Annotated in this window: 19 protein-coding genes; 13 read left to right on the forward strand and 6 right to left on the reverse strand. The window is 56.9% G+C overall.

The window, feature by feature from the left end; all coding sequences use genetic code 11:
- The 12 genes from murD (at position 1) to mutT (ending at position 14,530) form a co-directional block, all read left to right on the forward strand.
- Positions 1-1,317: a UDP-N-acetylmuramoyl-L-alanine--D-glutamate ligase gene (murD, locus tag AC6I8D_RS03135; protein ID WP_312055380.1), complete on the forward strand. Its 1,317-nt coding sequence runs from the start codon at positions 1-3 to the stop codon at positions 1,315-1,317.
- Positions 1,317-2,531 (forward strand): cell division protein FtsW, encoded by a 1,215-nt coding sequence (gene ftsW, locus AC6I8D_RS03140; RefSeq protein WP_312055381.1) that lies wholly within the window; start codon positions 1,317-1,319, stop codon positions 2,529-2,531. The genes murD and ftsW overlap by 1 nt, the downstream gene beginning before the upstream one ends.
- Positions 2,528-3,586, forward strand: coding sequence for an undecaprenyldiphospho-muramoylpentapeptide beta-N-acetylglucosaminyltransferase (murG, locus tag AC6I8D_RS03145; RefSeq protein WP_312055382.1), 1,059 nt, complete (start codon positions 2,528-2,530; stop codon positions 3,584-3,586). The genes ftsW and murG overlap by 4 nt, the downstream gene beginning before the upstream one ends.
- Before the next feature lie 70 nt (positions 3,587-3,656).
- Positions 3,657-5,132, forward strand: coding sequence for a UDP-N-acetylmuramate--L-alanine ligase (murC, locus tag AC6I8D_RS03150; protein ID WP_497819643.1), 1,476 nt, complete (start codon positions 3,657-3,659; stop codon positions 5,130-5,132).
- Positions 5,125-6,045 carry a D-alanine--D-alanine ligase gene (locus AC6I8D_RS03155; protein ID WP_497819644.1) on the forward strand — a complete coding sequence of 307 codons (921 nt, stop codon included), beginning with the start codon at positions 5,125-5,127 and terminating at the stop codon, positions 6,043-6,045. Before murC ends, AC6I8D_RS03155 begins: the two co-directional genes overlap by 8 nt.
- 1 nt (position 6,046) lies before the next feature.
- On the forward strand, positions 6,047-6,886 hold the full coding sequence (gene ftsQ, locus AC6I8D_RS03160; protein ID WP_031375972.1) for a cell division protein FtsQ: 840 nt from the start codon (positions 6,047-6,049) through the stop codon (positions 6,884-6,886).
- A complete protein-coding gene (gene ftsA, locus AC6I8D_RS03165) occupies positions 6,883-8,139 on the forward strand; it encodes a cell division protein FtsA (RefSeq protein WP_003854739.1) in 1,257 nt (418 codons plus the stop codon). The genes ftsQ and ftsA overlap by 4 nt, the downstream gene beginning before the upstream one ends.
- 71 nt (positions 8,140-8,210) lie before the next feature.
- Positions 8,211-9,365, forward strand: a complete 1,155-nt coding sequence (gene ftsZ / locus AC6I8D_RS03170; protein ID WP_009092127.1) for a cell division protein FtsZ — start codon at positions 8,211-8,213, stop codon at positions 9,363-9,365.
- A 101-nt stretch (positions 9,366-9,466) separates the two neighbouring features.
- Positions 9,467-10,384, forward strand: coding sequence for a UDP-3-O-acyl-N-acetylglucosamine deacetylase (gene lpxC / locus AC6I8D_RS03175; RefSeq protein WP_031376704.1), 918 nt, complete (start codon positions 9,467-9,469; stop codon positions 10,382-10,384).
- A 298-nt stretch (positions 10,385-10,682) separates the two neighbouring features.
- Positions 10,683-11,189 (forward strand): secA translation cis-regulator SecM, encoded by a 507-nt coding sequence (secM, locus tag AC6I8D_RS03180; RefSeq protein ID WP_497819645.1) that lies wholly within the window; start codon positions 10,683-10,685, stop codon positions 11,187-11,189.
- 74 nt (positions 11,190-11,263) lie between these two features.
- Positions 11,264-13,969, forward strand: a complete 2,706-nt coding sequence (gene secA, locus AC6I8D_RS03185; RefSeq protein ID WP_031376702.1) for a preprotein translocase subunit SecA — start codon at positions 11,264-11,266, stop codon at positions 13,967-13,969.
- Between the two features lie 165 nt (positions 13,970-14,134).
- Positions 14,135-14,530: an 8-oxo-dGTP diphosphatase MutT gene (gene mutT, locus AC6I8D_RS03190; RefSeq protein ID WP_069728429.1), complete on the forward strand. Its 396-nt coding sequence runs from the start codon at positions 14,135-14,137 to the stop codon at positions 14,528-14,530.
- A 30-nt stretch (positions 14,531-14,560) separates the two neighbouring features.
- On the opposite strand, the gene yacG is transcribed toward mutT, so the two are convergent.
- Genes yacG through coaE form a run of 3 tightly spaced genes read right to left on the reverse strand, consistent with a single transcriptional unit; the run spans position 14,561 to position 16,132 of the window.
- Positions 14,561-14,758 (reverse strand): DNA gyrase inhibitor YacG, encoded by a 198-nt coding sequence (gene yacG, locus AC6I8D_RS03195; RefSeq protein WP_031376700.1) that lies wholly within the window; start codon positions 14,756-14,758, stop codon positions 14,561-14,563.
- Positions 14,759-14,766: 8 nt separating this feature from the next.
- The gene (zapD, locus tag AC6I8D_RS03200) at positions 14,767-15,510 is read right to left on the reverse strand and encodes a cell division protein ZapD (RefSeq protein ID WP_497819646.1); all 744 of its coding nucleotides are present in this window, start codon (positions 15,508-15,510) and stop codon (positions 14,767-14,769) included.
- A 4-nt stretch (positions 15,511-15,514) separates the two neighbouring features.
- Positions 15,515-16,132 carry a dephospho-CoA kinase gene (gene coaE, locus AC6I8D_RS03205; RefSeq protein ID WP_312055387.1) on the reverse strand — a complete coding sequence of 206 codons (618 nt, stop codon included), beginning with the start codon at positions 16,130-16,132 and terminating at the stop codon, positions 15,515-15,517.
- 225 nt (positions 16,133-16,357) lie between these two features.
- Here coaE and AC6I8D_RS03210 point away from each other — a divergent pair, with 225 nt between their 5' ends.
- Complete coding sequence (locus tag AC6I8D_RS03210) at positions 16,358-17,398, forward strand: GMP reductase (RefSeq protein ID WP_312055388.1); 1,041 nt, start codon at positions 16,358-16,360, stop codon at positions 17,396-17,398.
- A gap of 213 nt (positions 17,399-17,611) precedes the next feature.
- Here the strand turns inward: AC6I8D_RS03210 and hofC are convergent, their stop codons facing one another.
- Genes hofC through ppdD form a run of 3 tightly spaced genes read right to left on the reverse strand, consistent with a single transcriptional unit; the run spans position 17,612 to position 20,631 of the window.
- Positions 17,612-18,811: a protein transport protein HofC gene (gene hofC / locus AC6I8D_RS03215; protein WP_497819647.1), complete on the reverse strand. Its 1,200-nt coding sequence runs from the start codon at positions 18,809-18,811 to the stop codon at positions 17,612-17,614.
- Entirely contained in the window at positions 18,804-20,189 is a 1,386-nt protein-coding gene (gene gspE, locus AC6I8D_RS03220; RefSeq protein WP_497820647.1) for a type II secretion system protein GspE, read from the reverse strand. Before gspE ends, hofC begins: the two co-directional genes overlap by 8 nt.
- The gene (ppdD, locus tag AC6I8D_RS03225) at positions 20,176-20,631 is read right to left on the reverse strand and encodes a prepilin peptidase-dependent pilin (protein WP_312055390.1); all 456 of its coding nucleotides are present in this window, start codon (positions 20,629-20,631) and stop codon (positions 20,176-20,178) included. The genes gspE and ppdD overlap by 14 nt, the downstream gene beginning before the upstream one ends.
- Positions 20,632-20,647 lie beyond the last annotated feature (16 nt).

The following is a 20,647-nucleotide window of genomic DNA, read 5'->3' on the forward strand; positions in this document are numbered from 1 at the left end:
ATGGCTGACTATCGGGGAAGAAAAGTGGTCATCATCGGGTTAGGCCTGACCGGTCTCTCCTGTGTTGATTTCTTTTTAGCGCAGGGCGTAACGCCTCGCGTGATGGACACCCGTGTGTCGCCGCCGGGGCTGGATAAATTGCCGGCGCAGGTGGAACGCCATCTGGGTGGCATTAACGGCGACTGGCTGCTGGATGCCGACCTGATTGTCGCCAGCCCGGGCGTCGCGCTGGCCCATCCTATTCTGAGCGAAGCGGTAGAAGCCGGCATTGAAATCGTTGGTGACATTGAGCTGTTCTGCCGTGAAGCCCAGGCACCGATCGTGGCGATTACCGGCTCCAACGGCAAAAGCACCGTGACCACGCTGGTGGGTGAGATGGCGAAAGCGGCCGGCTGGCAGGTCGGCGTGGGCGGCAATATCGGCTTACCGGCGCTCAGCCTGTTGCAGTCACCGGCACAGCTTTATGTGCTGGAACTCTCCAGCTTCCAGCTGGAAACCACCCACAGTCTGAAAGCGGCGGCAGCGACGGTACTTAACGTCAGTGAAGATCATATGGACCGCTATCCGCTGGGCATGCAGCAGTATCGTGCCGCCAAACTGCGCATTTATGAAAATGCGAAGGTCTGCGTCGTCAATGCCGATGATGCGCTGACCATGCCGGTACGCGGCGCAGATGCGCGTTGCGTCAGCTTTGGCATTGACTTCGGTGACTATCATCTCAATAAGCAGCAGGGCAATGTCTGGCTGCGGGTGAAAGGCGAGAAGGTGCTGAACACCGCTGAAATGAAGCTGGTGGGACAACACAACTACACCAACGCGCTGGCGGCGCTGGCGCTGGCCGATGCGGTAGGACTGCCGCGCGCTTCCAGCCTGGCTGCATTAACCCAGTTTAATGGCCTGGCGCATCGCTTCCAGCTGGTGCATGAGCATCAGGGCGTGCGCTGGATCAACGATTCTAAAGCCACCAACGTCGGCAGCACCGAAGCGGCGCTGAATGGCCTGCAGGTCAGCGGCACCCTGTGGCTGCTGCTGGGCGGCGACGGCAAATCAGCCGATTTCTCGCCGCTGACGCCTTATCTGCAGGGCGACAAGGTGCGGACCTACTGCTTTGGCCGCGATGGCGATGCGCTGGCGTCGCTGCGTCCGGAAATAGCTGTGCGCACCGAAACCCTGCGTCAGGCGCTGGAACAGATTGTCCCGCAGCTGCAGTCAGGCGATATGGTGCTGCTGTCACCGGCCTGTGCCAGCCTTGATCAGTTCCGCAACTTTGAACAGCGTGGCGAACAGTTCGCGCAACTGGCGAAGGAGCTGAGCTGATGCATATTCCTGGCGCGGGTCTGGCGCGTTTCTTCTCTGGTCGCCTGAAAGATTGGGTCATGGGGTCGCGCGAGAGTGATGACACCTCGCTGGTGCTGTATGACCGCACGCTGCTGTGGCTGACCTTAGGTCTGGCAGTGATTGGTTTTGTGATGGTGACTTCTGCCTCGATGCCGGTCGGTCAGCGTCTCAACGATGATCCGTTCTATTTTGCCAAGCGTGATGCGTTTTATATCGCGCTGGCGGTCGGCATGGCGCTGGTCACGCTGCGGGTGCCGATGGATTTCTGGCAGCGCTACAGCAACGTGATGTTGATGGCCTCTGTCGCCATGCTGCTGATTGTGCTGGTGGTCGGCAGTTCGGTTAACGGGGCCTCGCGCTGGATCGCCCTCGGCCCGCTGCGTATTCAGCCCGCCGAATTATCCAAACTGACCCTGTTCTGCTATCTCGCCAGCTATCTGGTGCGCAAAGTGGAAGAGGTGCGTAACAACTTCTGGGGCTTCTGTAAGCCGATGGGCGTGATGGTGGTGCTGGCGGTGCTGCTGCTGGCGCAACCGGACCTCGGTACCGTGGTGGTGCTGTTCGTCACCACGCTGGCCATGCTCTTCCTGGCCGGTGCCAAACTGTGGCAGTTCCTGGCCATCATCGGCTCCGGCATTTTTGCCGTGGTGCTGCTGATTATCGCCGAGCCGTACCGTATGCGCCGCGTCACATCGTTCTGGAACCCGTGGGAAGATCCGTTCGGCAGCGGCTACCAGCTGACCCAGTCGCTGATGGCATTTGGCCGCGGTGAATTCTGGGGCCAGGGGCTGGGTAACTCGGTGCAAAAACTGGAATATCTGCCCGAAGCGCACACCGACTTTATTTTCTCGATTATCGGTGAAGAACTCGGCTACATCGGTGTGGTTATGGCGCTGTTAATGGTATTCTTCGTCGCTTTTCGTGCGATGTCGATTGGCCGCCGTGCACTGGAGCTGGATCAGCGTTTTTCTGGCTTTCTGGCCTGTTCAATTGGCGTCTGGTTTAGCTTTCAGGCCCTGGTTAACGTCGGCGCGGCAGCCGGTATGCTGCCGACTAAAGGTCTGACCCTGCCGCTGATCAGTTACGGTGGGTCGAGTCTGATTATTATGTCGACCGCCATCGTCTTTTTGTTACGCATAGATTATGAAACGCGTCTGGCAAAAGCGCAGGCGTTTACCCGAGGTGGTCGATGAGCAGTAAGCGATTGATGGTGATGGCAGGCGGAACCGGTGGGCATGTCTTTCCCGGTCTGGCTGTTGCCCATCATCTGATGGAGCAGGGCTGGCAGGTCCGCTGGTTAGGCACTGCCGACCGTATGGAAGCAGATTTAGTGCCGAAGCACGGTATCGACATCGATTTCATTCGCATCAGCGGACTGCGCGGCAAAGGCGTTAAGGCGTTACTGCTGGCCCCGCTGCGCATCTTCAACGCATGGCGTCAGGCGCGTCGCATCATGAAAGCCTGGCAACCGGATGTGGTACTGGGGATGGGCGGCTATGTCTCCGGACCGGGCGGCTTAGCGGCCTGGAGTTGCGGTATCCCGGTGGTGCTGCATGAACAGAACGGCATTGCCGGCCTGACCAACAAATGGCTGGCGAAGATCGCCACCAAAGTGTTGCAGGCATTTCCCGGCGCGTTCCCCCGGGCGGATGTGGTCGGCAATCCGGTGCGTACCGACGTGCTGGCGCTGCCACTGCCAGCTGAACGGCTGGCCCAGCGCAGCGGCCCGATTCGGGTGCTGGTGGTTGGTGGCAGTCAGGGCGCGCGGGTGCTGAACCAGACGCTGCCGCAGGTTGCCGCTGAACTGGGTGATCAGATCACGCTGTGGCACCAGACCGGGAAAGGCGGTTTGCCGGTAGTTGAAAAAGCCTATCAGCAAGTCGGCCAGACCCAGCACAAGGTGACCGAGTTTATTGATGATATGGCCGCAGCCTATGCATGGGCTGATGTGGTGGTTTGTCGCTCCGGCGCCTTAACGGTGAGCGAAGTGGCTGCTGCCGGTTTACCGGCGATTTTTGTGCCGTTTCAGCACAAAGATCGCCAGCAGTACTGGAACGCGCTGCCGCTGGAGAAAGCGGGCGCGGCCCGAATTTTTGAGCAGCCGCAGTTTACGGCGGAGGCGGTAGCGGATCTGCTGCGCCACTGGGATCGCCCGACATTACTGACGATGGCCGAACAGGCCCGTCAGGTTGCGATCCCCGATGCGACCGAGCGGGTCGCGCAGGAAGTGGCTCGCGCCGCAAAGTAATCATTCCGGTCAGCGCGTCTGACCCGTGCTCGGGTTGAGCACAAACTGATAGAGCAGGTAATTGAGAGCGATGAATACACAACAATTGGCAAAACTGCGAACTATTGTGCCCGAGATGCGACGCGTCCGGCACATCCACTTTGTCGGCATCGGCGGTGCTGGCATGGGCGGTATTGCCGAAGTGTTAGCAAATGAAGGCTACCATATCAGCGGTTCAGATCTGGCCCCTAACCCGGTGACCCAGAACCTGATTGCGCTGGGTGCCACCATTTATTTCAACCATCGCCCTGAGAATGTGACCGACGCCAGTGTGGTGGTGGTCTCCAGCGCCGTTGCGCAGGACAACCCAGAGCTGGTGGCTGCGCGCGAGCAGCGCATCCCGGTGATCCGTCGGGCCGAAATGCTGGCTGAGCTGATGCGTTTCCGTCATGGCATCGCCGTTGCGGGTACCCATGGCAAAACCACCACCACGGCGATGGTGTCGAGTATTTATGCCGAGGGCGGTCTTGATCCGACCTTTGTTAATGGCGGCCTGGTGAAAGCGGCAGGCACTCATGCGCGCCTGGGCAGCAGTCGTTACCTGATTGCGGAAGCCGATGAGAGCGATGCATCGTTCCTGCATCTGCAGCCGATGGTGGCAATTGTCACCAACATCGAAGCCGACCATATGGATACCTATCAGGGCGACTTCGAGAACCTGAAGCAGACTTTTATTAACTTCCTGCACAACCTGCCGTTTTATGGCCGTGCCGTGATGTGCGTGGATGATGTGGTGATCCGTGATCTGATCCCGCGGGTGGGACGTCAAATCACCACTTATGGCTTCAGTGATGATGCGGATTTCCGCATTGAAAATTACTATCAGCGCGGTTCACAGGGCCACTTTACGCTGGTCCGTCAGGACAAACCGCTGCTGCAGATTACCCTGAATGCGCCGGGTCGTCATAACGCACTTAACGCGGCAGCAGCAGTGGCGGTGGCCAGCGAAGAGGGCATTGATGACAATGCGATTCTGGCCGCGCTGGAGAGTTTCCAGGGCACCGGCCGCCGTTTCGATCTGTTGGGTGAGTTCCCGACCGAACCGGTTAACGGTCAGGCGGGCAGTGCGATGCTGGTGGACGATTATGGCCATCATCCGACCGAAGTGGATGCGACAATTAAAGCGGCACGTGCCGGCTGGCCGGATAAAAAGCTGGTGATGGTGTTTCAGCCGCATCGCTACACCCGTACCCGCGACCTGTTTGATGACTTCGCTAACGTGCTGTCACAGGTTGATGTCCTGCTGATGCTGGACGTCTACTCTGCCGGCGAGACGGCGATTCCTGGTGCTGACAGTCGCTCGCTGTGCCGTGCGATTCGCAATCGCGGCAAGGTTGATCCGATTCTGGTGCCTGAGCATGACGCATTGCCAGAAATGCTGGCACCGCTGCTGTCTGGCAACGATCTGATTCTGGTGCAGGGGGCCGGCAACGTCGGCAAGGTTGCCCGCAAGCTGGCGGATTGCAAGCTCCAGCCGGAACGTAAAGCGGAGGATCGTCATGGCTGACAAAGTTGCCGTATTGATGGGTGGGACGTCCGCCGAGCGCGAAGTGTCGCTGATGTCTGGTCAGGCGGTGCTGGCCGGGCTGCGTGAAAGCGGTATCGACGCGCACGCTGTCGACACCCGCGATGTCTCGGTACTGACGCTCAAAGAGCAGGGCTTTACCAAAGCGTTTATCGCTCTGCATGGCCGTGGTGGCGAAGATGGCACGCTACAGGCGGTGCTGGAATTCCTGCAGTTGCCTTACACCGGCAGCGGCGTGATGGCGTCAGCGGTCACCATGGACAAGCTACGCACCAAGCTGCTGTGGCAGGGGCGCGGTTTGCCTTCCGGGCAGTTTGTCTGGCTGACGCGCCAGCAGTTCGATGCCGGACTGGATGCAGAGACGGAAGAGGCCATTGCTGCGCTCGGGCTGCCGTTATTCGTCAAACCCGCCTGTGAAGGTTCCAGCGTGGGGATCAGCCGGGTCAATGCGCTGAGCGCCTTACCTGACGCGCTGGCGACCGCTTTTGAGCACGACGATAACGTACTGGTCGAGGCGTTTCTCAGTGGCGCGGAGTACACGGTGGCGATTGTGGGCGATCGCATCCTGCCCTCTATCGAAATAAAGAGCGCCAGCGAGTTCTATGACTATGAAGCAAAATATATTTCTGACGATACTCAGTACATCTGTCCGGCCGATCTGAGCCCGGCGCGTGAAGCTGAGTTGCAGCAACTGGTGCTGGCGGCCTGGCATGCGCTTGGCTGTCGCGGCTGGGGCAGGGTGGATGTGATGGCCGATGGTGCGGGCAATTTCCAGCTGCTGGAAGCCAATACTTCACCGGGCATGACCAGCCACAGCCTGGTGCCGATGGCGGCGAAACAGGCCGGCATGAGTTTCGCGCAGCTGGTTGCGCATATTCTGGAGTTGGCCGACTGATATGTCACAGGCGGCGATGAGAGTTCGAAACCGTGAACCGCAGGAGCGTATACGCACCGGGCGCAGTAACGGAGCCCGACTGTTCGGCATCGTTTTTTTGCTGATCGTGATAGGCATTATGATTTCTGGTGGGTTGGTGGTGCTGAAGTGGATGAACGATGCATCACGCCTGCCGTTATCGAAACTGGTGGTGACCGGGCAAACCCATTACACCACCCACGATGACATTCGCCAGGCGATTCTGTCACTTGGCGCGCCGGGCACGTTTATGTCGCAGGACGTGGATATTCTGCAGCAGCAGATTGAGCGGCTGCCGTGGATTAAGCAGGTCAGCGTGCGTAAACAGTGGCCGGACGAACTGAAGATTCATCTGGTGGAATATACACCGGTGGCGCGCTGGAACGATCTGCATATGGTGGACGCGGATGGCGTCTCCTTCAGCGTTCCGGCTAACCATATCGGCAAAGAAACCCTGCCGATGCTGTATGGACCGGAAGGCAGTGAGAAAGAGGTGCTGGCGGGTTATCACAGCATGGACGATGTACTGAAGGCCAGAAAGTTTACCCTGAAGGTCGCGTCGATGACGGCCCGGCGTTCATGGCAGCTGGTCACCAGTGACGATGTGCGCATCGAACTGGGGCGCAGCGACACCATGAAGCGTCTGAACCGCTTTATTGAGCTCTACCCGGTACTGCAACAGCAAGGTCAGAACGAGAGCAAACGTATCAGCTACGTGGATTTACGATACGACTCGGGCGCCTCTGTTGGCTGGACGCCGGTCGTGATGGAGCCACAGGACAGTAATCAGCAACAGAACCAGGCACAGGCTAAACAACAATGATCAAGGCAACGGACAGAAAACTGGTAGTTGGACTCGAAATTGGCACCGCGAAGGTTGCCGCCCTGGTTGGGGAAATTCTGCCCGATGGTATGGTCAATATTATTGGGGTGGGCAGCTGCCCGTCCCGCGGTATGGATAAAGGTGGCGTGAATGACCTTGAGTCGGTGGTGAAATGCGTACAGCGCGCCATCGATCAGGCTGAGCTGATGGCAGATTGCCAGATTTCCTCCGTCTACCTTGCGTTATCGGGCAAACATATTAGTTGTCAGAACGAAATCGGGATGGTTCCGATTTCCGAAGAGGAAGTGACTCAGGATGATGTAGAGAACGTCGTACATACCGCTAAGTCGGTGCGTGTGCGTGACGAGCATCGCATCCTGCATGTTATTCCTCAGGAATACGCCATCGATTATCAGGAAGGCATCAAAAATCCGGTCGGTCTTTCCGGGGTGCGGATGCAGGCAAAAGTGCATCTGATCACCTGCCACAATGATATGGCGAAAAATATTGTCAAAGCCGTTGAACGATGTGGCCTGAAAGTTGACCAACTGATTTTTGCCGGCCTGGCATCCAGTTTTGCCGTCCTGACCGAAGACGAACGTGAGCTGGGCGTCTGTGTTGTCGACATTGGTGGCGGTACAATGGACATTGCCGTATATACCGGCGGTGCTTTACGGCACACTAAGGTTATTCCTTATGCAGGCAACGTGGTCACCAGCGACATCGCCTATGCGTTTGGCACACCGCCAACCGATGCGGAAGCGATCAAAGTACGTCACGGTTGCGCGCTGGGATCGATTGTTGGCAAAGATGAGAACGTTGAAGTGCCGAGCGTGGGCGGACGTCCACCGCGCAGCCTGCAGCGTCAGACGCTGGCCGAAGTGATTGAGCCGCGTTACACCGAGCTTTTGAATCTGGTCAATGACGAGATTCTGCAGTTACAGGAACAACTGCGTCAGCAGGGCGTGAAGCATCATCTTGCGGCAGGCATTGTCCTGACCGGGGGTGCCGCGCAAATTGAAGGACTGGCGGCCTGTGCGCAACGCGTATTCCATACGCAGGTGCGTATCGGACAACCGCTGAATATTACCGGCTTAACTGACTATGCGCAGGAGTCGTACTACTCCACCGCGGTGGGACTGTTGCATTACGGCAAAGAGTCGCACATGAACGGCGATGCAGAGACCGAAAAACGGGTTTCCGTAGGCAACTGGTTCAAGCGCATCAATAGTTGGTTGAAAAAAGAGTTTTAATTTTTGTGAAAGGGGATCATGCTGTTTTGTTTAGTGATCTCCAGGCGACAGGCACATAACGGAGAGAAATCATGTTTGAACCTATGGAATTAACCAATGACGCGGTGATTAAAGTCATCGGCGTCGGCGGTGGCGGTGGCAACGCCGTAGAGCACATGGTACGCGAGCGTATCGAAGGTGTGGAATTCTTTGCTGTGAATACCGACGCGCAAGCGCTGCGTAAAACAGCTGTCGGCCAGACGATTCAGATCGGTAATAACATTACCAAAGGTCTGGGTGCGGGTGCGAACCCGGAAGTCGGCCGTAACTCTGCAGAAGAAGATCGCGAAGCACTGCGTTCTGCGCTGGAAGGGGCAGACATGGTCTTCATCGCAGCCGGCATGGGCGGCGGTACCGGTACCGGTGCAGCGCCTGTGGTAGCGGAAGTGGCGAAGGATCTGGGTATCCTGACCGTAGCCGTTGTCACCAAGCCGTTCAACTTCGAAGGCAAGAAACGCATGGCGTTTGCTGAGCAGGGGATCGCGGAACTCTCTAAGCATGTCGATTCACTGATTACTATTCCAAACGACAAGCTACTGAAAGTTCTGGGTCGCGGCATCTCCCTGCTGGACGCCTTTGGCGCAGCCAACGACGTGCTGAAAGGCGCGGTTCAGGGTATCGCCGAACTGATTACCCGTCCGGGTCTGATGAACGTCGACTTTGCTGACGTGCGTACCGTGATGTCTGAAATGGGTTACGCCATGATGGGTTCAGGCGTTGCCTGTGGTGAAGACCGCGCTGAAGAAGCGGCTGAAATGGCGATCTCCAGCCCACTGCTGGAAGATATCGACCTGTCTGGCGCGCGCGGCGTGCTGGTCAACATCACGGCTGGCTTCGACCTGCGTCTGGATGAGTTCGAAACCGTGGGTAACACTATCCGCGCCTTCGCCTCTGACAACGCGACAGTGGTGATCGGTACTTCACTGGATCCAGAAATGAATGACGAACTGCGCGTCACCGTGGTGGCAACCGGTATCGGCATGGACAAACGTCCGGAAATCACCCTGGTGACCAATAAGCCAGCCAGCCAGCCGGTTATGGATCATCGCTATCAGCAGCACGGTATGTCACCGCTGCCGCAGGAGCAGAAACCGGCGGCTAAAGTGGTTAACGACCAGGCTGCGCAATCAAACAAAGAGCCAGACTACCTTGATATTCCGGCGTTTTTGCGTAAGCAAGCCGACTAGGATTAACCCTATAATTGGGTTCTCCCGCTCTTTGTGCTAAAGTGTCTGCCCGCTGGTAAAGTATACTGGCGGTCGGAAAGGTAATATTGCGAGATAATACGATGATCAAACAAAGGACACTAAAACGTATTGTTCAGGCGACTGGTGTCGGTTTACATACCGGCAAGAAAGTCACACTGACATTACGCCCTGCGTCGGCTAATACCGGGGTCATCTATCGTCGCACCGACTTGAATCCACCGGTAGATTTTCCGGCTGATGCAAAATACGTGCGCGACACCATGCTGAGTACCTGCCTGGTGAATGATGAAGGCGTGCGTATTTCAACGGTCGAACACCTTAATGCCGCCCTGGCGGGTCTGGGGATCGATAACATTATTGTTGAAGTCGATGCACCAGAAATCCCGATTATGGATGGCAGCGCAGCACCGTTTATCTATCTGCTGATGGATGCGGGTATCGAGCAGCTCAACAGCGCGAAGAAATTTGTGCGCGTTAAGCAGACCGTGCGTGTGGAAGAGGGTGACAAATGGGCTGAGATCAAACCGTACAACGGTTTCTCGCTCGACTTCACCATTGACTTCAAACACCCGGCGATCGATTCCAGCTCGCAGCGTTATGCGATGAACTTCTCTGCTGACGCCTTTGTTCGTCAAATCAGCCGGGCGCGTACATTTGGCTTTATGCGTGAAATCGAATATCTGCAGTCTAAAGGCCTGTGCCTGGGCGGTAGCTTAGATTGTGCGATAGGTCTGGATGATTTCCGCGTACTGAATGAAGAAGGCCTGCGTTTTGAGGACGAGTTTGTCCGCCACAAAATGCTGGACGCTATCGGCGACCTGTTTATGTGTGGTCATAACATTATTGGCGCCTTCACCGCGTTCAAATCGGGCCATGCGCTGAACAACAAGCTGCTGCAAGCGGTTCTGGCTAAGCAGGAAGCCTGGGAATGGGCAACCTTCGAAGACGAAGCTGAACTGCCGCTGGCATTCAAAGCACCGAATCTGGTTCTGGCTTAATTACCTCAGAACGTGAAACGGCTGGTTATGCTGACACCCTCTCCGGTCAGCGGCGCCAGCCGTTTTTTTATGGTTCCCGCCCCTGCTGCTGCTGTCGAGCCTGCTCGTACCGCGCCGCCTGTTTTGCTGAATTGCTGAACAATCGCGCGCAATTTCTCGCACCGCCACTTTAATCCCAGGTGTGGATGCCCCACATTAGTGATACTATCTCTGGCGCTTTTACAGGCTGAATACCGCTGCCGCTCGCGGCGGGCGAACGAAAACGGAAGCGCAACAGAGCATGCGCGATGGAAAGGTTGTGATCGGAATTCTTCTGCGCTGGCGACAATTAGGTAGACGCTATTTCTGGCCTCATCTCCTGTTAGGGATGGTCGCGGCCAGTCTCGGCTTACCTGCCTGTGCGCAAAGTTCTGAACTCAATGCTTCATCTGAATCGCCGGCCAGTAGCCTGTTCATGGGCAACGCCGCGCGGTTTGATCATCTGATTCGCCTGCAGGAAACGGCACGCCGCCCCAGTTTCAATGTGGATTACTGGCACCAGCACGCCATCCGCACCGTTATTCGTCATCTCTCTTTCACGCTAACCCCCCAGGCGCAGGCGGAACAACAAACTCTGCCGCTGGCGGCACAAAAGCTGGCGCTGATCGATTCGCTGCATGACTTACTGACGTCACACTCTGCGTTGCGCGCTGTGCCGCAGACAACCCCGACTCCACCGCTGTTTACGGCTGTCACCCACTCATGGGTTGAATGGCATGCCCGCGTTCATGGCATCCGCGCCGGACCCACCCGATTGTCCTGCTAATATTTTTGGTTTTATTCACTCTGTTTAGATTTTGCAGACCGGAATGATCCGGCTGAATTGAGAATATATTTATTATGTTAATCAAAATGTTAACCAAGGTTTTTGGTAGCAGTAACGATCGTACTCTGCGTCGCATGCGTAAAGTGGTGGATGTCATCAACAAGATGGAGCCGGACTTTGAAAAGCTCTCTGATGATGAACTGAAAGGCAAAACCGAACTGTTCCGTGAGCGCCTGAAAAAAGGCGAGACGCTGGAAAGTCTGATTCCGGAAGCCTTTGCTACCGTGCGTGAAGCGAGTAAGCGCGTGTTCGGCATGCGTCACTTCGATGTCCAGCTGATCGGCGGCATGGTACTGAATGACCGCTGCATCGCCGAGATGCGTACCGGTGAAGGTAAAACCCTGACCGCCACGCTGCCAGCCTATCTGAATGCGCTCTCCGGTAAAGGGGTGCACGTGGTTACCGTCAACGACTATCTGGCACAGCGTGATGCTGAGAATAACCGTCCGTTGTTTGAGTTCCTCGGCCTGACCGTCGGCATCAATATGTCGGGTCTGCCAGCAGTAGCGAAGCGTGAAGCTTACGCCGCTGATATTACTTACGGCACCAACAACGAATATGGCTTCGATTACCTGCGCGACAATATGGCTTTCAGCCCGGAAGAGCGCGTGCAGCGTAAACTGCACTACGCACTGGTGGATGAAGTTGACTCCATCCTGATCGATGAAGCGCGTACCCCGCTGATCATTTCGGGGCCAGCGGAAGACAGCTCTGAGCTCTATACCAAAGTAAACAAAATCATTCCGCACCTGATTCGCCAGGATAAAGAAGACACTGAAACCCATCAGGGTGAAGGCGACTTCTGGGTGGATGAAAAAGCCCGTCAGGCGCACATGTCTGAACGCGGACTGGTTAAGGTGGAAGAGCTGCTGGTCAGCCAGGGCATTATGGAAGCCGGCGAATCACTCTATTCACCGACCAACATTATGCTGATGCACCACGTTACCGCGGCGCTGCGCGCCCATGCGCTGTTTACCCGCGATGTGGATTACATCGTGAAAGATGGCGAAGTGGTGATTGTTGATGAGCACACCGGCCGTACCATGCAGGGTCGTCGCTGGTCAGACGGACTGCATCAGGCGATTGAAGCCAAAGAAGGGGTAGAGATCCAGAACGAGAACCAGACGCTGGCCTCTATCACTTTCCAGAACTACTTCCGTATCTACGAAAAGCTGGCCGGTATGACCGGGACCGCGGATACCGAAGCGTTCGAATTCAGCTCTATCTACAAGCTCGATACCATTGTGGTACCGACTAACCGTCCAATGGTGCGTAAAGATCTGGCCGATCTGGTCTACATGACCGAGAAAGAGAAGATCGACGCGATCATCGAAGATATTCGTGAACGTACCGCCAACGGCCAGCCGGTGCTGGTCGGGACCATCTCGATTGAGAAATCGGAAGTGGTCTCTAACGAACTGACACGTGCCGGTATTAAACACAACGTCCTGAACGCCAAATTCCACGCCCGCGAAGCGGAAATCGTGGCACAGGCGGGTCAGCCGGGCGCGGTTACCATCGCCACCAACATGGCCGGTCGTGGTACTGACATCATGCTGGGTGGCAGCTGGCACGCCGAAGTGGCCGAGCTGGAAAACCCGACCGAAGCACAGATCGAAGAGATTAAAGCCGCATGGCAGATTCGCCATGACGCGGTACTGGCGTCCGGCGGTTTACACATCGTCGGTACTGAGCGCCACGAGTCGCGTCGTATCGATAACCAGCTGCGTGGTCGTGCAGGCCGCCAGGGCGACGCCGGTTCTTCCCGTTTCTACCTGTCGATGGAAGATGCGCTGATGCGTATTTTCGCCTCGGATCGCGTCTCTAACATGATGCGTAAACTGGGGATGAAGCCGGGTGAAGCGATTGAGCACCCGTGGGTGACCAAAGCGATTGCCAATGCACAGCGCAAAGTTGAGAGCCGTAACTTCGATATTCGTAAGCAGCTGCTGGAATATGACGATGTGGCCAACGATCAGCGTCGTGCCATCTACAGTCAGCGTAACGAACTGCTGGATGTGTCAGACGTAAGCGAAACCATCAACAGCATCCGTCATGACGTCTACAAAGCGACCATCGATACCTACATTCCGCCGCAGTCACTGGAAGAGATGTGGGATGTGCCAGGGCTGGAAGAGCGCCTGCGTACTGACTTCGATCTCAACCTGCCGATTGCGGAATGGCTGGACAAAGAGCCCGATCTGCATGAAGAGGTGCTGCGTGAGCGCATCATGACCCATGCGATGGAAAACTATGCCGCCAAAGAAGAGGTGGTGGGTGCTGAGATGATGCGTAACTTCGAAAAAGGCGTGATGTTGCAGACGCTGGATTCGCTGTGGAAAGAGCATCTGGCGGCGATGGATTATCTGCGTCAGGGCATCCATCTGCGTGGCTACGCGCAGAAGGATCCGAAGCAGGAGTACAAACGGGAATCGTTCGCCATGTTTGCCGCCATGCTGGAATCACTGAAATATGAAGTGATCAGTACGCTGAGCAAGGTCCAGGTGCGGATGCCGGAAGAAGTTGAAGCGATGGAGCAGCAGCGTCGTGAAGAGGCTGAACGTCTGGCCCAGCAGCAGCAGCTGAGCCACGTTGAAGAAGAGACGCTGGCGGCCGAAGCACTGGCGCAGCAGAGTGGCGAACGCAAAGTCGGACGCAACGATCCCTGCCCATGCGGTTCAGGTAAAAAATATAAACAGTGTCACGGCCGCCTGGCCTGAGACTAACCGCTGATGAAAAAGGGGCCTCTGGCTCCTTTTTTTTGGCTGCCGCACGCCCGCGACAGAAGCTGAGTTTCGCGGTTGCGGCAGGTTAAAGCGGTTAACTTCCGCCACACCCTGTTTTAAACTCACCGCTCATTCACCAACAATTCCGGGATATTCTTCATGAAGCACCTGCAGGTCGCGGTTGGTATTATCCGCAATGCCGATAAACAAATTTTCCTTGCCCAGCGCGCGGCAACGTCCTATATGGCCAATAAATGGGAGTTTCCCGGCGGCAAGATTGAAGCGGGTGAGAGCGCCGAGCAGGGTCTGATTCGCGAATTGCAGGAAGAGACCGGCATTGAAGTCACCGAAGCGCGTCCGATTGGTCAGGCTGACCATAGTTATGAGGATCTGCGGGTAACGCTGCATTTCTTTCTGGTCGAAGGCTGGAAGGGTGAGCCGTGGGGCAAAGAGGGACAGCCGCAGCGTTGGGTTGATCAGCAGGCGCTGGTCGCCGAAGAGTTTCCTCCGGCGAATCATCAGCTGATTGCCCGCCTGATTGCTGGCGAGTTCTGACAGGATGGGGCAACTCACCCCATCCGGCAATTAATGGTCTTCTTCGCTCCAGTTATCGCTGTCATTCAGATCGCCGCTGCTGGGAATACGTTTTTCTTCAGCGGCCCATTCACCTAAATCAATCAGCTGGCAGCGCTTGCTGCAAAACGGCCGCCACGGGCTGAGTTCATCCCAGATAACATCTTTGCCGCACTGAGGACAGGCGACGGTCATAACTTCTTGCTGCATATTCACCTCTAACAACAGGCCAGTTGAAAGTTGAGTCGGGCCGGCACTTCACCACGCTCACTATCAAGCGGCATAAAACGAATGGCATAACGGCTTTTATGGCCGGAGACCTGCGGATAGAGCGCATCCTCCAGCGACAGCTGCAGGCGGAGCAGGTCGGCGCCTTCAGCATTGTCCTGATAAAAGCCATTCAGGCTGGTCTGGTTGCGAAATGCCCCGGACTGACGGATCAGGTCGAGGATCAGCGCCAGCGCGTGATGCAGCGGTACCAGCGTCTGCATCCAGGCTTCTACCTGGGCATCACGCGCCTCCTGGGGTAAATGCAGCCAGATATGCAGGCCGGGTAAATCAAAACTGCAGCAGCCGCCAGGAATGCTCAGGCGTTGACGCACCAGCGCAATCAGACGATCTTCCCGCAGTTGTTGGCCCATCCGCGGCGCATTCATCAGCTGGGTTGACTGCATTTTTAACTTTTCACGCAGGGCATCCACCAGCGTCATATCCACGCCGGGCACATCAGCCCAGGCACGTAATTTCTGCTGCTGGCGCTCCAGCTCTTTCAACAACTCGGTACGCATATCGCCCCGCTCGAAAATATCGAGCAGTTCGCCGATCAGACGAAAAAAGGTCAGGGCATTAACAGTTTTATCCAGCGGGGTAGTCTCATCCAGCTGGTTAATCAGAAACTCAACCCGTAACCAGGTTCGCATTTTTTCATTCAAAGGATGTTCAAACAGAACGGGTGTGCTCATGGTGTTAATCCTGTTTCGTTGCCGCCAGCCTGAGGTAGCGCTGATGGAGTCCGGCAACCTGTGGCAATGCATCTTCAGGCTCGCCACTGTTATCAATAATGTCATCGGCACAGGCGAGGCGTTGCTGCCGCGTGGCCTGTGCCGCAAGAATACGTTGCACCTGAGCGAGTGAAAGCTGGTCGCGTTGCTGAGTGCGGGCTATTTGTGTCGCTTCGTCGACATCAATCACCAGTACCCGGTCAGCCTGGTGCTGTAACTGATTTTCCACCAGCAACGGCACCACCCACAGCACGTAAGGTGAAGAGGCTGCGGCGATCAGCTGTTGGGTGCGGGCATTAATCAGCGGGTGCAGCAGCGCGTTTAACCAGCTTTTCTCTTCCGGCGTCTGAAAAATAATATCGCGTAACCGTGCACGATCCAGGGTGCCCTGTTCGGTCAGGATCACAGCACCGTATCGTGCCTCTATCGCCTGTAAAGCCGGCGTCCCAGGCTCAACCACTTCGCGCGCAATCAGGTCAGCATCGATAATGTCGACCCCGAGCGCAGCGAACTGTCTGGCAATCGAGCTTTTACCGCTGCCGATTCCCCCTGTCAGCGCTATGGTGTAGGGCCTATTTCCCATCTGACTTCTCTTTTGGACACAGGTTCATGTTAATGGTCTGGATCAGTAACGCAAAAATGCGGGCCAGATCACAACGATAATGCTCAGCTAAATTTTACGGATTGTAGCGTAAATAAAGTGAAATTCGCAGTCTTGTCGCCGGACGGCAGGCGCGTATCATAAGGTCACTGGAGCCGTGCTGGCTTCGCGAACTGCGGTTCGTTGCCACTCACCAGGACATGACACATGCGTATTGAAGAAGATTTGAAACTGGGCTTTAAAGACGTTCTGATTCGCCCAAAACGTTCCACGCTGAAAAGCCGCTCGCAGGTTGAGCTGGAGCGCAGTTTTACCTTTAAGCACTCCGGCCTGAGCTGGAGCGGTGTCCCGATCATCGCCGCCAATATGGATACCGTTGGCACCTTTCTGATGGCAGAAGCGCTGGCCAGCTTTAATATCCTGACGGCGGTGCATAAACATTACAGCGTTGATGACTGGCGAGCGTTTATTCAGCGCGTGCCCGCGTCGGTACTGAACGCGGTAATGGTCTCTACCGGCACCTCTGAAGCGGACTTTACCAAGCTGAACGCCATTATGGCCTTGTCAGAGAAATTACAGTTTATCTGCATTGACGTGGCTAACGGCTACTCGCAGCATTTTGTCGATTTTCTGCAGCGTGCCCGCGAAGCGTTTCCTGGCAAAACCATCTGTGCCGGTAATGTAGTCACCGGGGAAATGGTGGAAGAGCTGATTCTGTCTGGTGCCGATATCGTCAAAGTGGGCATTGGCCCTGGCTCAGTCTGCACCACGCGGGTGAAGACCGGCGTGGGCTACCCACAGCTCTCGGCGGTGATTGAGTGCGCTGATGCGGCGCACGGACTGGGTGGACAGATTGTCAGTGACGGTGGCTGTGCGGTGCCGGGTGATATTGCTAAAGCCTTTGGCGGCGGTGCCGACTTTGTAATGCTGGGCGGTATGCTGGCAGCACACGATGAATGTGAAGGCAAGGTCATCGAAGAGAATGGCGAAAGCTTCATGCTGTTTTATGGCATGAGTTCAGAGTCGGCAATGAAGCGTCACGTGGGTGGCGTTGCGGAGTATCGTGCGGCGGAAGGAAAAACCGTGAAGCTGCCTTTGCGCGGACCGGTAGCCGATACGGCACGCGACATTCTGGGTGGCCTGCGTTCAGCCTGTACCTACGTCGGGGCAGAGCGTCTGAAGGAACTGACCAAGCGCACCACTTTTATCCGGGTGACTGAGCAGGAAAACCGGGTGTTTAACCGATAGTCTGTTCGGTTGTCAGCGATTAAGCGTCGGAGAGTGATCGACAGTGGCTGATGGTTGGTTAATACAATCAGGCACCGATCCTGGTTTCCGATACTGGCGCATCAGCAGTAGTCCATCGATGTTCACGCATCGACAGCCATTAACCTGCTGTCGTTCAACAGACTTCATCGGTGACTCAGCTGATTTCACAGTAAAGGGCGCATAACGCGCCCTTTACTGCATCACATCACCCAGCCCGAACACCGGCAGGTACATCGCAATCACCAGCGTACCGACAATGCCGCCTATCACTACCATCATCATTGGCTCCAGTGAGGCAGCCAGCGCGTCAGCACGTTGCCGGGTCTCTCCTTCATGCCACTCAGCCAGTCTGGCCAGCATCAAATCTAACGCACCCGCTTCTTCACCGACGCGAATCAACTGACCACAAAGTGCAGTAAACAGCGGATGCTGCCCCAGCGCCTGATGCAGCGGTTTTCCTGCGGCGATATGCTGCTGCAGCGCAGCAATCGCTTCCCGCCACAGCAGGGAGGAGAGGGTAACCTCTACAGCGGCGAGTCCCTGTAACAGCGTAAGTCCGGCATGCTGCGTCAGCTGCAGGATGGTGTAGATCTGCGTCAGCTGCGAACCGCGCCACAGTCCGGCAAGCAGCGGAATGCGGAGAAAAAAACGCTGCTCCCGTCGCTGCCAGCCAGCGGAACGTCGTCGCAGCTGTTGCCAGCCAGTCAGCGCCAGCAACAGCACGCTGGCTAACCACAGTCCCCACTGCTGCAACACAGCGGAGAGCTGCATCACCGCGGCGGTAAACGCCGGTAGCGGTGCGTCAAACGAGGCATACACTGTGACGAATTCCGGCAGCACAAACAGCAGCATGCCACAGCTGACAGCTATGGCCACCAGCAGAATGAACAGCGGATAGCGCAGCGCCTTCACCACCTGTTGCCACAGCTGTTGCTGCCGGGTCTGCTGTTGTGCCAGTTCGCTGCAGCAGACATCCAGCTGGCCGGTCAGCTCGCCGACCTCCATCAGGGCCGGATAGAGCGGCGGAAAGATTTGCGGCCACTCACGCAGCGCCTGTGAAAAAGGCTGACCGCTCAACACCCGATGATGCAGCGCCAGCATCAGTGCCCGCCAGCCGGCGTGCGGATGCCCCTCCGCCAGCAGAACCAGCCCCTCCGCCAGCGGTAAGCCCGCTTTAAGCAGGGTTGCCAGCTGGCGTATCAGATCGGTTTTATGCTGCCACGTCCAGGCAGAACGTCGCCAGACCTTTTCGCATTTCCAGCTGACCGGCAGGAGATCGCGCTGTGCCAGCATCAGCAGCAGATTCTCACTGTCGATAGCCAGCAGCTGGCCGCTTTGCAACGCGCCCTGACTGTCAACTGCCTGCCAGCGAAACAGCGCCGGATTAGCCATCTTCCAGCCCGATAACCCGTTGCATCTCTTCCAGCGAGGTATCGCCGCGGCTCACCGCTTCGAGACCGGAGGCAAGCAGAGTACGCAGTCCCTGCTGCTTTGCCAGGCTGAGCAGATTCTCAAGCGGCATCTCTGCCGCAATGGCGTTTTGCAGTCTGGCGTTCATCGGCAGCAGCTCAAACAGCGCCAGCCGGCCAAAATAACCCGAGAAACAGTGATCGCAGCCGGGCGCGTGCCAGGTCTGCAGCGTGCCGGGCCAGAGTTCGGAAGGATAGTGCGCCACCGCCTGCGCCGGCTGACGGCAATGCGGGCAGAGCCTTCGCACCAGACGCTGCGCGACGATCAGCCGTAGCGCCGATCCCAGCAGATAGCCAGCAATGCCCATCTGGCGTAAGCGGGTCAGGGTCTCGGCAGTTGAATTGGTATGTAGCGTGGAGAGCACCAGATGCCCGGTCTGCGCGGCCTTAACCGCAATCTCGGCGGTTTCTGCATCGCGGATTTCGCCGACCATAATCACGTCCGGGTCCTGGCGCAACAGCGCACGCAGTACGCGATGGAAGTCGAGCCCGGTTTTACTGTGAATCTGGGTCTGGTTAATGCCGGGCAGCGGGATTTCAATCGGGTCTTCGACGCTGCACAGATTTTTATCTGGTGTATTCAGCGCACTCAGCGCGCTGTAGAGCGTGAAGGTTTTGCCGCTGCCGGTTGGCCCGGTCACCAGGATCAGTCCCTGCGGCTGGGCCAGCGCCGAGCACATCAGGCGTAACTGTGCGGCGGGAAGCCCCAGCTTATCCAGCGACAACGCCGCGTTTTCACTCTGCAGCAGCCGCACCACCGCCTTTTCACCGCCATGGATCGGCAGGGTAGCGAGGCGAAACGAGGCCGGTTTGCCCGCAATCTCCAGGCTGAACTGACCATCCTGCGGTAACCGACGCTCGGCAATATCCAGTCCGCCGAGGATTTTCAGGCGCGCCAGCAGTGCCGCGGGCTGGGTGGCGGGCAGCGAGGAGAGCGGATGCAGGACGCCGTCAATCCGCAGCCTGACCCGCAGACCCTCCCGCCAGGGCTCAATGTGAATATCTGACGCGCGACGTTCCAGTGCCTGTTGCAGTATCTGCTGTGTTGCCTCAACGGCTGACTCTGCCGGTGCATCTTCGCGGGCTGACAGCGGCGTTGCGGCGTGCTGCAGCTGATCGAGACGCGCCTGCGGCCAGCACTCAATCTCAATCTGACACTGGCTGGCGAAATTAAGCGCTTCAGCCAGCCCGTGCGGCACGCTTTTCGCCACGGCGACCCGCAGTTGACTGGCATCATGCTGCAGCACCAGAGCGCGGTAGCGCTGGCATAATGCCGCAATCGCCGCATCAGGCTTGTTCATCATTTGCCCCTTTGTCGGCAAAGCGGAACTGGGCAAGGCAGTTGTCGCGCAGGCTGATGTTGCTGCTGGTACAGCTCCGTTGCCAGCTGATGCTGCCTTCCGTGCTGTCCCATACCGGCAGCATCTCAACGCTTAAGCCCTTCAGATTCTCCTGACCGGTCAGGGTGATGATGCCTTTGGTCACGCTGAGCGCTGAAACGTAGCGTGAGCTTCTGACGGCAGGAATGCCGTGCTCGCCAGCCTGACACTGCGCCGGATCGCCGCGCTCCATGGCGCAGAGTTCTACTGCCGTTTTGTACGGCACCATGGTTTGCAGCATGTCGGTAAGTGCCGCGCGCTGCAGATAGTTTTGATAAGCGGGCAGGCCAATGGCGCTTAAGATCGCCACGATACCCACCACAATCATCAGTTCAACCAGCGTAAATCCGCGTTGATAATTCATCACATCGCCTCCTGAT

It is taken from the genome of Pantoea sp. X-Soil-MYKO-1785 (genome assembly GCF_059730675.1).